The organism is Streptomyces sp. NBC_00663 (assembly GCF_036226885.1).
Taxonomy (GTDB): Bacteria; Actinomycetota; Actinomycetes; order Streptomycetales; family Streptomycetaceae; genus Streptomyces.
The window spans coordinates 3,850,689-3,863,040 of sequence record NZ_CP109027.1 but is presented as its reverse complement, the minus strand read 5'-3'; the positions used below and the strand labels follow the sequence as shown (position 1 = coordinate 3,863,040).

Annotated in this window: 11 protein-coding genes; 9 read left to right on the top strand and 2 right to left on the bottom strand. The window is 70.4% G+C overall.

What is annotated here, in order from left to right:
• The first annotated feature begins 15 nt into the window (after nt 1-15).
• The 4 genes from OG866_RS17405 to OG866_RS17390 all read left to right on the top strand — a co-directional run bounded on the left by OG866_RS17405 (nt 16) and on the right by OG866_RS17390 (nt 5,430).
• The gene (locus tag OG866_RS17405; RefSeq protein ID WP_329335739.1) at nt 16-1,395 is read left to right on the top strand and encodes an FG-GAP-like repeat-containing protein; all 1,380 of its coding nucleotides are present in this window, start codon (nt 16-18) and stop codon (nt 1,393-1,395) included.
• Nucleotides 1,396-1,567: 172 nt separating this feature from the next.
• Complete coding sequence (locus OG866_RS17400) at nt 1,568-1,924, top strand: YciI family protein (RefSeq protein ID WP_329335737.1); 357 nt, start codon at nt 1,568-1,570, stop codon at nt 1,922-1,924.
• 45 nt (nt 1,925-1,969) lie between these two features.
• Nucleotides 1,970-3,274 carry an RNA polymerase sigma factor gene (locus OG866_RS17395; protein WP_443063536.1) on the top strand — a complete coding sequence of 435 codons (1,305 nt, stop codon included), beginning with the start codon at nt 1,970-1,972 and terminating at the stop codon, nt 3,272-3,274.
• 131 nt (nt 3,275-3,405) lie between these two features.
• On the top strand, nt 3,406-5,430 hold the full coding sequence (locus tag OG866_RS17390; RefSeq protein WP_329335736.1) for a cell wall-binding repeat-containing protein: 2,025 nt from the start codon (nt 3,406-3,408) through the stop codon (nt 5,428-5,430).
• A gap of 6 nt (nt 5,431-5,436) precedes the next feature.
• On the opposite strand, the gene OG866_RS17385 is transcribed toward OG866_RS17390, so the two are convergent.
• Complete coding sequence (locus OG866_RS17385) at nt 5,437-6,606, bottom strand: THUMP-like domain-containing protein (protein ID WP_329335734.1); 1,170 nt, start codon at nt 6,604-6,606, stop codon at nt 5,437-5,439.
• A gap of 90 nt (nt 6,607-6,696) precedes the next feature.
• Between OG866_RS17385 and OG866_RS17380 the strand changes: the two genes are divergently transcribed.
• The 4 genes from OG866_RS17380 (at nt 6,697) to groL (ending at nt 10,624) form a co-directional block, all read left to right on the top strand.
• Nucleotides 6,697-7,608 (top strand): polysaccharide deacetylase family protein, encoded by a 912-nt coding sequence (locus tag OG866_RS17380; RefSeq protein WP_329335732.1) that lies wholly within the window; start codon nt 6,697-6,699, stop codon nt 7,606-7,608.
• Nucleotides 7,605-8,318 (top strand): polysaccharide deacetylase family protein, encoded by a 714-nt coding sequence (locus tag OG866_RS17375; protein WP_329335730.1) that lies wholly within the window; start codon nt 7,605-7,607, stop codon nt 8,316-8,318. The genes OG866_RS17380 and OG866_RS17375 overlap by 4 nt, the downstream gene beginning before the upstream one ends.
• A 249-nt stretch (nt 8,319-8,567) precedes the next feature.
• Complete coding sequence (groES, locus tag OG866_RS17370) at nt 8,568-8,876, top strand: co-chaperone GroES (protein WP_031477499.1); 309 nt, start codon at nt 8,568-8,570, stop codon at nt 8,874-8,876.
• Between the two features lie 122 nt (nt 8,877-8,998).
• Nucleotides 8,999-10,624, top strand: coding sequence for a chaperonin GroEL (gene groL, locus OG866_RS17365; protein ID WP_329335725.1), 1,626 nt, complete (start codon nt 8,999-9,001; stop codon nt 10,622-10,624).
• Between the two features lie 144 nt (nt 10,625-10,768).
• Here the strand turns inward: groL and OG866_RS17360 are convergent, their stop codons facing one another.
• Nucleotides 10,769-11,473 carry an ester cyclase gene (locus OG866_RS17360; protein WP_329335724.1) on the bottom strand — a complete coding sequence of 235 codons (705 nt, stop codon included), beginning with the start codon at nt 11,471-11,473 and terminating at the stop codon, nt 10,769-10,771.
• A gap of 136 nt (nt 11,474-11,609) precedes the next feature.
• Between OG866_RS17360 and OG866_RS17355 the strand changes: the two genes are divergently transcribed.
• Nucleotides 11,610-12,305: a hypothetical protein gene (locus OG866_RS17355; protein WP_329335723.1), complete on the top strand. Its 696-nt coding sequence runs from the start codon at nt 11,610-11,612 to the stop codon at nt 12,303-12,305.
• The last annotated feature ends 47 nt before the right edge of the window (nt 12,306-12,352 follow it).

The window sequence follows — 12,352 nt, the reverse complement described above, 5'->3', positions numbered from 1 at the left end:
GTGAGAGGGTCGCCCATGTTCTCCCTTCGTGCATACGGCCGTTGGGCGCTCCTGCTGACAGCTGCCCTTCTCCCGTTGGGCGCCCCGTCCGCCACCGCCGCCCCGTCCGCCCCGGTCCGCGACGACTTCGACGGCGACGGCTACCAGGACCTCGCGGTCGGCGCCCCCGGCGCCACGGTCGGCGGACAGACCGGCGCGGGCTACGTCGTCGTCATGTACGGCGGCCCGCACGGCCTGACCAAGGACCGACGGACCGTCATCAGCCGCGCCACCACCGGCATCCCCGGCAGCCCGGCCAAGAACGAGAAGTTCGGCATCCAGCTGACCAAGGGCGACCTGGACGGCGACGGCCGGGCCGACCTGGTCGTCGGCCACGTCTCCGCGACCCGCTCGGCCGTGGTGGTGTGGGGCGCGAAGGGCGGCCTCTCCGGCGGTACGGCGATCCCCGCGTCGACCACCCAGACGGGCGACTTCGACGGCGACGGCACGCTCGACCTGGCCCTCTTCAAGGGCGGCCGGGCCCAGGGCGACGACCCGCTCGGCACGACGGCCACGGTGTGGACGGGACCGTTGACCCGCGCCGGGAAGCCGTCCGGTGCGCGCGGGCTGGACCCGGAGAGCCTCCAGTACGTCGACGTGTGGGACGGCACGACGGGCGACGTCAACGCCGACGGCCGCGACGAGCTGGCGCTGAAGGTGTACTGCGGAGACGGCAGTTACTGCACCCGCTTCTACGTCGGCTCGCCCACGGGCCTCGCTCCCGCGCCCGGCGGTGCCTTCCCGGGCGGGGGCGGCGGCCTGGCCTTCGGCGACTTCGACGGCGACGGGTACGACGACCTGGCGGTCGGCAACGCGCCGGACTCGTCGGTGACGGTGGCGGCGGGATCGGCGTCGGGGCTTGCGCCGAACGGTACTTGGACCCGCTACACCCAGGACACCCCGGGAGTGCCGGGCGCGTACGAGGACGTCGACTTCTTCGGCGCCTCGGTCGCGGCCGGGGACATCAACGGCGACGGCCGCGCCGACCTGGCGGTGGGCGCGCCGGGCGAGGAGCTCGGCTACGACGACGGGGCGGGCATGGTCGACGTCCTGTACGGCACGGGTACGGGTTTGAGTGGGACCGGGGCTCAGGCGTTCACGCAGAACACGGCCGGGGTGCCGGGGGCGGCGGAACCGGGGGACGGGTTCGGCGGCGCGGTACGGCTCCTGGACATCAACCGGAACGGGCACGCGGACCTGGCGGCGTCGGCCGTGGGGGAGAACTCCCGGGCGGGGGCGGTGTGGTCGCTGCGCGGACGGTCCACGGGGGTCGTGACGGACGCGGCGTTCGTGTTCGGGGCGCGCACGGTGGGGGCGCCGGATGCGAAGGCGGCGTTCGGATCCGAGGTGAACTAGCCCCGGAGACTTGAGCTTCGGGGGACGGGATTCGAGCTTCTGCGCCGGCTGACGGACGGGCTCGTAAAAGATCTTCGAGAAAATTCGGCGCGTGTGTCGATCCCCGTGTCTCCCGATCGACGCATGGTTGAGAGGCCGGAAAAGACCCGGCCCCCGACCCAAGGAGCCACCGATGCCCCGCTTCCTCTCCCTCGTGCAGATCGACGAGTCCAACGCCCCCGCCGAAGGCCCCAGCTCCGAGCTGATGGAACGCATGGGCGCGCTGATCGAGGAGATCACCAAGGCCGGCGTCATGCTCGACACCGCCGGTCTGACGCCGTCCTCGCAGGGCACCCGCGTGCACTGGGAGGGCGGGAAGATCTCCGTCACCGACGGGCCCTTCACCGAGGCCAAGGAGGTCGTCGGCGGGTACGCGCTCATGCAGTGCAAGGACAAGGCCGAGGCCCTGGAGTGGACCAAGCGGTTCCTCCAGGTCCACGAGGAGTACTGGACGGTCACCTGCGAGGTGCGGGAGATCGCGGAGGGCTGAGTCCGCCCCTGGTCCTCCTTGGCGGGCGGCGCTCGCGGGTGTTGCATGGGGGCTGTGAGCCCACAGTCACAGTCCCCCGGCGACACCGGCACCGGCACCGGCACCGACGTACGTCACGCCATCGAGACCGTCTTCCGTATCGAGTCCCCCCGCATCGTCGCCGCTGTCACCCGCGTCGTCCGTGACATCGGCATCGCCGAGGAGCTCGCCCAGGACGCCCTCGTCGCCGCCCTGGAGCAGTGGCCGCGGGACGGTGTCCCCGACAACCCGGGCGCCTGGCTCATGACCGCCGCCCGGCGTCGCGCCGTGGACCTGGTCCGGCGTCGGGAGAACTACGCCCGCAAGCTCCAGGAGATCGGCCGGGAGGTGCCGGAGACGGTCCCGTTCGACGAGCCCGCCGACCCCGACGACATCGATGACGACCTGCTCCGGCTCGTCTTCACCACCTGCCATCCGGCCCTCTCCGCCGAGGCCCGTATCGCCCTCACCCTCCGTCTCCTCGGCGGGCTGACGACGGTCGAGATCGCCCGTGCCTTCCTGACCCCCGAGGCGACCGTCGCCCAGCGCATCGTCCGCGCCAAGCGCACCCTGGCCACCAAGAACGTCGCCTTCGAGGTGCCGTACGGCCCCGAACGCGAGGCCCGCCTCGCCGACGTCCTCGACGTCATCTACCTCGTCTTCAACGAGGGGTACGCCGCCACCGCCGGTGACGACTGGCTGCGGCCGGGGCTGTGCGAGGACGCGCTGCGGCTGGCCAGGGTGCTGGCCGGGCTGATGCCCAAGGAGCCCGAAGTGCACGGTCTCGTGGCGCTGTTGGAGTTCCAGTCGTCCCGTACCGCCGCCCGTACCGGGCCGGACGGCGAGCCTGTGCTGCTCAAGGACCAGAACCGCCGCCGCTGGAACCGCATGCTCATCGCCCGCGGGATCACGGCCCTCGCGCGCGCCGAAGCCACCGCGAGCGGCGCGCCCGGCCCGTACGCCCTCCAGGCCACCATCGCCGCCTGCCACGCGCACGCGTACACCTACGAGGAGACCGACTGGGCCACCATCGCGACCCTGTACGGCCTGCTTGCCGCCCGCGTCCCGTCCCCCGTCGTCGAGCTCAACCGCGCGGTCGCGGTGTCGATGGCGGAGGGGCCCGGGGAAGGACTCGCCCTGGTCGACCGGCTCGCCGCCGAACCCGCCCTGCGTGACTACCACTTGCTGCCCAGCGTCCGCGGTGACCTGCTGGCCCGCCTCGGCCGTACGGCGGAGGCGCGGGCGGAGTTCGAGCGGGCGGCGGGGCTGGCGGGGAACGGACGGGAGCGGGAGCTGCTGCGCGAGAAGCTGCGGTCGCTGCCCGCGCGGTGAGCGTCGGGATCACCCACAGAAACCCATTCCCTTCCTGGTCAGGGACGGTTTACAGTGGCGCGGCTGCCGCAGCCGGCGTGACGCCTTCCGCGGTGCGGCAGCGCTCCGACACCCGTGGGGGGTACATACACGTGCGATCTTCCGGATCCACCAGGCTGGTCAGACCTGCCGCGCGCCGCAGACTCGTCGCGCTCACCGCCGTGACGGCCCTGGCCGCCGGCACCGCCACCGCGCTCGCCCCGGGCGCCTCGGCCGACGTGGCCGGATGGTCGGCCACCGACGGCGCCATCGCCGTGGTCAACGACGGCATCACCTTGGTCGACACCGAGGGCGCGGGCTCCGCGTACGTCACCCGGGGCTCCGACGACGAGGCGCCCGCCTGGGCGCCCGACGGCAGCCGGGTGGTCTTCGAGGACGCCGGAACCCTGCGTACGGCGAGTGTCGCGGGAGGTGCCTCGACCCTGGTCTACGACGGTGTGTACGACGGCCGTTCGGCGTCCCACCCGACGTACTGGGGCTCCGGCAGCCGGATCGTCTTCTCCGCCGCCAAGAAGCTGTACCACGTCCCGTCCGGCGGCGGGACCGCGACCGCCCTGCTGTCCAGCGGCGCCGGCTGTGACACCCGCCCGAGCGCCGCCGCGGTCAGTGGGGTCGTGGCCTTCCAGCGGGGCGGCGCGTCGTGCTCCGGCACGACCCCGTCGGTCGTGCTCTACGACGCCGCCACCGGCAAGCAGACCACCCTGGTCACCAACGCCGCCGCGCCCGCCCTGTCGCCCGACGGCACCAGAGTCGCCTTCGTCCGCGGCGTCGACGGCCACGCCCAGCTGTTCTCCGTCAACACCGACGGCACGGGCGAGCGCCGGCTCACCCAGGACACCGCGGACTACGACTCCGCGTCCTGGGCGCCCGCGAGCGACCGCCTGGTGGTCCACTTCGACCGCAAGGAGACCGCGACCGGCGGCTGCTGCATGACGGGCAACGTCGTCCTGACCCTCACCGCGGACGGGGTGAGCGAGGGCACCCTCTTCCCGTACGGCGGCCGCTCGCCCGCCTGGCAGCCGCTGCGCAAGAACGGCGTGGGCCGGGTGTGGGGCGCCGACGTCTACGGCAGCAACATCGCCGCGTCCCGCTGGACCTGGAACACCGTCGGACAGAGCGAGGCAGGCCTCAAGAACGCCTCGTCCGCCGTGCTGGTCTCCAAGGACAGCCAGGCCTACGCGCTGACCTCCCCCGCGCTCGCCGGCAAGAAGGGCGGCCCGGTCCTGCTGACCTCGGCCACCTCGCTGTCCTCGGCGGTGCAGACGGAGCTGAAGCGGGTCCTCAAGCCCGGCGCGCCGGTCTATCTCGTCGGCGGCACGTCGATCCTGAGCAGCGCCGTCGCCTCGAAGGTCACCTCGCTCGGCTTCACCCCCAAGCGCCTTGCGGGTACGTCCCGTTACTCGACCTCGGTGGCGGTCGCCAAGGCGATCACCGGTGCCCCGACCCATGTCTTCCTCGCCACCGGCACCGACTACCACTCGGCGCTGGCGGCGGCTTCCGCGGCCGGTGGGCTGGGCAAGAGCGGCAAGGCGGTCGTCGTCCTCAACGAGGGCAACAAGCTGACCTCGTCCGTGAAGTCGTACCTCAACGGTATCGACCCGCGCGAGACGCTCGTCATCCCGGTCGGCGGCTCCGCGAAGTACGCGCTGACGCACACGACGTTCTCCAACTGGCCCTCGAGGTACACCTACTACCCGGTCACGGGGAGCACCCACGAGGCCACGGCCGCCGCGCTCGCCCGCTTCTGGTGGGGCGGCCCGCGCAACGCCGCGCTGGCCTCGGTCGACAGCTGGCGTGGCGGCGCCTCCGCCGCGGCGGCGATGAACGTCTACGGCCCCCTGCTGTGGACGAAGACCGACGCGCTCTCCGCCGACACGAAGTCGTACCTGGTCAAGGGTGCCGCCAGCCTCAGCTACCTGGCCGTCTTCGGCGGCACCGGGTCGGTGTCGACGCCCGCGCTGAACTCCGCGGGCGGCGCGATCAGCGCCGACAGCAGCCAGTGGGGTTACACGCCGTTCTACAACGGCCTGGAGCCCCCGGCGGCGAACTCCGGCGCCCTGGCCGCGCCCAAGGCGAGCCCGGGCATCGGCGCGCTGCGGACGACAGCCACCCGGTAGCGGCGCTCAGGCGGGGGCTCCGACCAGCATCGTCGGTGCCCCCGCGACCCGGGTCAGGAACACGGTCGCCTCGGCCTTCCCGTGCGGTTTCGGCAGGACCTTGCGACGCAGTTCCTCCGGTTCGACGGCCGAACCCCGCTTCTTCACGGTCAGGATCCCGACCCCCCGCTCCCGCAGCAGCGCCTTCAGCTTCTTCACGTTGAAGGGGAGTCGGTCGGTGATCTCGTACGCGGTGGCGTACGGGGTCGCGTGCAGTTCGTCGGCGGTGATGTACGCGATCGTCTCGTCGATCAGCCCGCCCTCCAGGTCCTCGGCGACCTCGGCGACCAGGTGGGCGCGGATGACGGCGCCGTCGGGCTCGTACAAGTACCGCCCCACGGGCCGGACTTCGGGATCGGGCAGACCGCGCCCGAGGAGGGTGCGCGGACCCGGCAGCAAGGTTGCCCGGACGGCCCCCGGCGCCGTCCCGAACCACAGCACCGCCTCCTTCACGTCCCCGCCGTCCGAGATCCACTCGGCCTCGGCCTCGGCGGGGATCGCCTCGTGCGGGATACCGGGGGCGATCTTCAGGGCGGCGTGCGGGGCCTTGAGGGCCGTTTCGATCGCCCAGGACAGGGGCGGGGAGTAGGCCTCCGGGTCGAAGATCCGGCCGCGCTTGGCGGAGCGCCGGGCGGGGTCCACGAACACGGCGTCGTAACCGGCGGTGTCGACCTCCGTGACATCAGCCTCTCTGACCTCGATGAGGCCGGACAGGCCCAGCGCCTCCGCGTTCGCCCGCGCTGCCGCCGCCGTCAGTGGATCCCGGTCCACGGCGAGCACCCTGATCCCGGCCCGCGCCAGGGCGATCGCGTCGCCGCCGATGCCTGAGCACAGGTCGGCGACGGAGGTGACCCCCAACTCCTTGAGCCGCCGCGCGCGGTACGTCGCCACGCTCGCCCGCGTCGACTGCTCCACGCCGTTCGGGGTGAAGAACATCCGCGCCGCGTCCTCGTCCCCGAACTTCGCCACCGCCCGCTGCCGCAGCCGCGCCTGGCCGAGCGCCGCCGAGACCAGGTCCGCGGGGTGTTCGCGGCGCAGCCGGGTGGCGACGGCGAGTTCGTCGGCGGGGGCGGTGCCGCGCACCTCGTCGAGGAGGGCGCGGCCGGCGGGGGTGAGGAGGGGGGCGAGGTCGTTCACCGCCTCATTGTGAGCCAGTCGGTGGATGGTCTGCCGCAGGTAGTGGTGTCGGGGCGGGGGTGGGGCCCTGGCCTGCGAAGATCCGGCGCCATGGGATCTGTAGTACAAAATGACAAAAGTCGGGCCAGATGGAATCTGCGGGGCACACTCGCCGTCCTGGCCCTCGCCGCCGTCGCCTCCGGCTGTGCGCAGGGCGAGAGCGCCAAGGTCCGCCCGGCCCCCGGCCAGCAGCCCCTGAAGGCACCCCAGGCCCGCGCCCTCGACACGTACGCCACCAGGCTCCGCGCGCAGGCGAGGATCGCGAAGCGCTGGGGGCTGGCCCGGGCTCCGCTGAAGCCGCCCGCCCCGCCCGCCGAGAAGCCGCGGATCACCACCCGCAAGGGCTTCGAGGTCGACGGCCACGAGGAGCGGGGCCTGCCGCCCGTCTTCACCACGATCCCCACCGAAGAGAAGATCGTCTTCCTCACCATCGACGACGGTGCCGACAAGGACCCGGCGTTCCTGCGGATGATGAGCGAGCTGAAGATCCCGTACACCGCCTTCCTCAGCAACTTCCTGATCAAGGAGGACTACGGGTACTTCAAGCGCATGCAGGACCGGGGGGTCGTGCTCAACAACCACACCCTCCACCACCCCTATCTGCCGGGGCTGTCCTACGGCCGCCAGAAGCGCGAGATCTGCGGCATGCAGGACGTCATCGAGAAGCACTACGGCAGACGGCCCCTGCTCTTCCGGCCGCCCTTCGGCAACTACAACCAGGACACCCTGGTCGCCGCGAAGGCGTGCGGGGTGAAGTACGCGCCGATCTGGAACGAGGAGGTCTTCGTCGACCACTGGGAGTACCGCGAGTGGGACCGGAAGATCCACCCGGGCGACATCGTGCTGAGTCACTTCCGCGGCCGACAGGAGTGGAAGGGCACGATGCCGGACATGATCCGACGCTTCCTCGACAAGATCACGGCCGAGGGGTACGCGGTGGCGCGGCTGGAGGACTACCTGTGAGGGCCTTGACGGCCGCTGTGGCGCTGGCGCTGCTCCTGACCGGCTGCGCCCAGTCCGTCGACCCCATCGAACGGCTGGGCAAGAAAGCGGTGACATACGGGGCGAAGGGGGTGCGGTCCGGGCCCGCGGCCGTCCCTGTCGTCAGCCGGGTCGCCACCTCCGACAAGGTCGTCTTCCTGACGTACGACGACGGTGTCGAGCAAGACCCGCGCTTCGTCGAGCTGGTCCGTCAACGGCGGCTGCCCGTCAGCATGTTCCTCACGGACAGCGTGGTCGGCCCGGGCTACGGACACTTCGCGCGCCTCCAGTCGGTCGGCGCGTCGATCCAGAACCACACCCTCGACCACACCGCCCTGCGCGGCCTGCCGTACGCCGGGCAGCGCGCCGAGATCTGCGGCCAGCAGGACAAACTCGGCGCCCGCTTCGGCATCCGCCCCCGCCTCTTCCGCCCGCCCTACGGGACGTACGACTCCACGACCCTGCGCGCGGCCACGGACTGCGGCGTCGGGGCGGTCGTGCTGTGGCGGGCGTCGATGGACGGCGAGCACCTCACGTACGCGACCGGCGGGCACCGGCTGCTCCCCGGCGACATCGTCTCCCTCCCGTCGACGGAGACCACCGGCCTGACCCTCGCGGAACGGACGACACGGCTGCTGCGGGAGATCCAGGGGGCGGGGCTGAGGGTGGGGCGGCTGGAGGACTACCTCTGAGCGGTGTGTGCGGTGTGTGCGGTGGGTGCGGTGGGGGCGGCTGTGAGGGGCTGTGAGCGGTCCGATGTGGGGACGCGATTAGCAGTCCGCTTGACCGAGTGCTAATCGCGGTCATAGTCTCGGGTCTGGCACTCCCCCCTGGAGAGTGCCAATAGCGACGGGCAGGTCCGGCACCCGCGACGACGGATCGACCTGGTCGCCACCTCAGACAGTTAACCCCGTGAGATCTCCGAAGGGGGAGGTCGGATCGTGACGACCGCCAGCTCCAAGGTTGCCATCAAGCCGCTCGAGGACCGCATTGTGGTCCAGCCGCTCGACGCCGAGCAGACCACGGCCTCTGGCCTGGTCATTCCGGACACCGCGAAGGAGAAGCCCCAGGAGGGCGTCATCCTCGCCGTCGGTCCGGGTCGCTTCGAGAACGGCGAGCGCCTGCCGCTCGACGTGAAGGTCGGCGACATCGTGCTGTACAGCAAGTACGGCGGCACCGAGGTGAAGTACAACGGCGAGGAGTACCTCGTCCTCTCGTCCCGCGACGTGCTCGCGGTCATCGAGAAGTAAGTCATCTCCAGCATTTCCGCTTTTTGAGCTGCGCCCCGGGCCCCCGCGACCTTATGAAGCCGGGCGTCAGGGGCGCAGTTCGCTTTTTCACCCACGTTTTTCGAGAGGGCTGAACCGCTCCCATGGCGAAGATCCTGAAGTTCGACGAGGACGCCCGTCGCGCCCTCGAGCGCGGCGTCAACAAGCTTGCCGACACGGTCAAGGTGACGATCGGCCCCAAGGGCCGCAACGTCGTCATCGACAAGAAGTTCGGCGCCCCCACCATCACCAACGACGGTGTCACGATCGCCCGTGAGGTAGAGATCGAGGACCCGTACGAGAACCTCGGCGCGCAGCTGGTGAAGGAGGTGGCGACCAAGACCAACGACATCGCGGGTGACGGTACGACCACCGCCACCGTGCTCGCCCAGGCGCTGGTCCGCGAGGGCCTGAAGAACGTCGCCGCGGGTGCCTCCCCGGCCGCCCTGAAGAAGGGCATCGACGCGGCCGTCGCCGCCGTCTCCGAGGACCTCCTCGCCACTGCCCGTCCGATCGAGGACAAGGCCGACATCGCCGCCGTCGCCGCGCTGTCCGCCCAGGACTCGCAGGTCGGCGAGCTCATCGCCGAGGCGATGGACAAGGTCGGCAAGGACGGTGTCATCACCGTCGAGGAGTCCAACACCTTCGGTCTCGAGCTGGACTTCACCGAGGGCATGGCCTTCGACAAGGGCTACCTGTCCCCGTACATGGTGTCCGACCAGGAGCGTATGGAGGCCGTCCTCGACGACCCGTACATCCTGATCAACCAGGGCAAGATCTCCTCCATCCAGGACCTGCTGCCGCTCCTGGAGAAGGTCATCCAGGCCGGCGCCTCCAAGCCGCTGCTGATCATCGCCGAGGACGTCGAGGGCGAGGCCCTGTCGACCCTGGTCGTCAACAAGATCCGCGGCACGTTCAACGCCGTCGCCGTGAAGGCCCCCGGCTTCGGTGACCGCCGCAAGGCGATGCTTCAGGACCTCGCGGTCCTCACCGGCGCCACGGTCATCTCCGAGGAGGTCGGCCTCAAGCTCGACCAGGCCGGTCTGGACGTGCTGGGCTCCGCCCGCCGCGTCACGATCACCAAGGACGACACCACGGTCGTCGACGGCGCCGGCGACTCCGCCGACGTCACGGGCCGCGTCGCCCAGATCAAGGCCGAGATCGAGAACACGGACTCCGACTGGGACCGCGAGAAGCTCCAGGAGCGCCTCGCGAAGCTGGCCGGCGGCGTGTGCGTGATCAAGGTCGGCGCCGCCACCGAGGTGGAGCTGAAGGAGAAGAAGCACCGTCTGGAGGACGCCATCTCCGCGACCCGCGCCGCGGTCGAGGAGGGCATCGTCTCCGGTGGTGGCTCCGCGCTCGTCCACGCCGCGAAGGTGCTGGAGGGCGGCCTGGGCAAGACCGGCGACGAGGCCACCGGTGTCGCCGTCGTCCGCAAGGCCGTCGTCGAGCCGCTGCGCTGGATCGCCGAGAACGCCGGCCTGGAGGGCTACGTCATCACCTCCAAGGTCGCCGAGCTCGACAAGGGCCAGGGCTTCAACGCCGCCACCGGTGAGTACGGCGACCTGGTCAAGGCCGGCGTCATCGACCCGGTCAAGGTCACCCGCTCCGCCCTGGAGAACGCCGCCTCCATCGCCTCCCTCCTCCTGACGACCGAGACCCTGGTCGTCGAGAAGAAGGAAGAGGAGGAGCCGGCCGCCGGTGGTCACAGCCACGGCCACTCCCACTAAGGCTCCACGAGCACTGAGGCTCCACGAGCCTGAAGGAAGCCCCCGGCCCGCCGCAGCGGACCGGGGGCTTCCCCGTGCCCGGCTTCCCCGTGCCCGGCTTCCCCGTGCCCGGCTTCCCCGTGCCCGGCTTCCCCGTGTCCGGACTCACTGCTCCAGGTCGTCCAGCGCGCCCAGCTGCCCCATCAGGCCCAGCCGGTCGTACTGCCACCAGGCCTCGGCGATCATGCCGTCCGCGGTGCACCGGTGGATGGTGGTGCCGGTCATGGACACCCGCTTCCCCGTCGCCGGGACCCCCATGAAGTCACCGGTGTGCGTGCCGTGCCAGGTCCAGCGCGTGCACACCCGGTCACCCTGGGCCAGCTGATCGTCGATGGTGAAGTCGAAGTCGAAGCCGGTCTTCCACATCTCGACCTCGTCCCGCATGGCCTCCAGCCCGACCGTGTCCTGCGCATTGGCCGGATCATGATCGTGGTACTCCTCGGCCAGCAGCCCCTCGAACGACGGCGCCTCCTTCCCGGCCAGCGCCTCGAAGAAGCGGCGGGACGTGGCGGCGTACAGCTGCTCGTCCCGTACGACCTCGAGGTCCGTGAACGTCGGCATCTCGTCGCAGAGAGCCACCATCTCCTGGAAGATCCTGTCCGTCTCGGGCAGGTTCGAGTTCCGCATCGCCTCCTCGTACGACGGGAACTCCACGATCTGAAGGAAGTGCGACGCGTCGGAGCGGTCCTTGCCGACGAGGTCGTGCGTCGCGGTCCGTCTCCCGTTGGTCTGTTCGACCCACCGGTCCATCAGCCGGTTCATCTCGTCGAACCGGCTGGTCTTGCAGTCGATGAGCTGTACGAAGGTCATGGCACGCCTCCGGCCCCCTGGGTCCGGTAGTACAGGACCATTCTCCTCCCATGGGGCCACGATCTGCATATTGGCCCTGTGGCTCCACTCGTGCTCAAGCCAGACTCATGACTGATCCAAGGAGGAGGAATCCGTAATGACGAAGCTTGATCGGTCCCGACTCGAGAGCCTGGCCGAGGAATTGATGGAGAAGCAGTTCCAGCGCGTCACCAAGTTGCGCGAACTGCACGCGGGCGAATGGACCGACCGGGACTACTACATTCGTCACATCACCGAGACGGTTCTGCGTATTCGGCTGAACAACGAGGTCGACACCTACGCCCTCTTCAAGGTCGGCTCGAAGGACGACAGCCTCGCCGCCAAGCTCGCCCAGTACCTGGCCGAGGAGTTCGGGCACGAGGGCATGTTCACCCGTGACCTCAACAAGTTCGGCTTCACCAGCGAGCAGCTGGAGGCCACCGACGTCTTCCCGTCGACCAAGCAGCTCATGGGCTATCTGCGCCTGGAGGCCGACAAGCGCGGTCCGGCGCCGACGACGGTCTGGGACTGGTTCGTCGAGTGGTACTCGGACCGCTACAACCAGATCATCACCAGCAAGGCGGCCGAGGAGTTCGGCACCGAATTCACCCAGGGCACCCAGACGCACCTGGACTTCGACGAGTCGCACGACCATGACGAGCTGATGTTCCGCACCGTTTCCCAGGCGGTCGAGGGATTCGGCTCCGCGGAGCAGGCGTACGCCGATCTCGCCACGTACATCGAGCTGATCGGTGACTACTTCCAGGAGCTCTACGACTCCACCGTCGGCGCCCGGGAACTGGCCTCCGCCTGATTCGAAAGAACAGTTGGCGGACGGTCCGGAAAACCCTGATCCGTAAT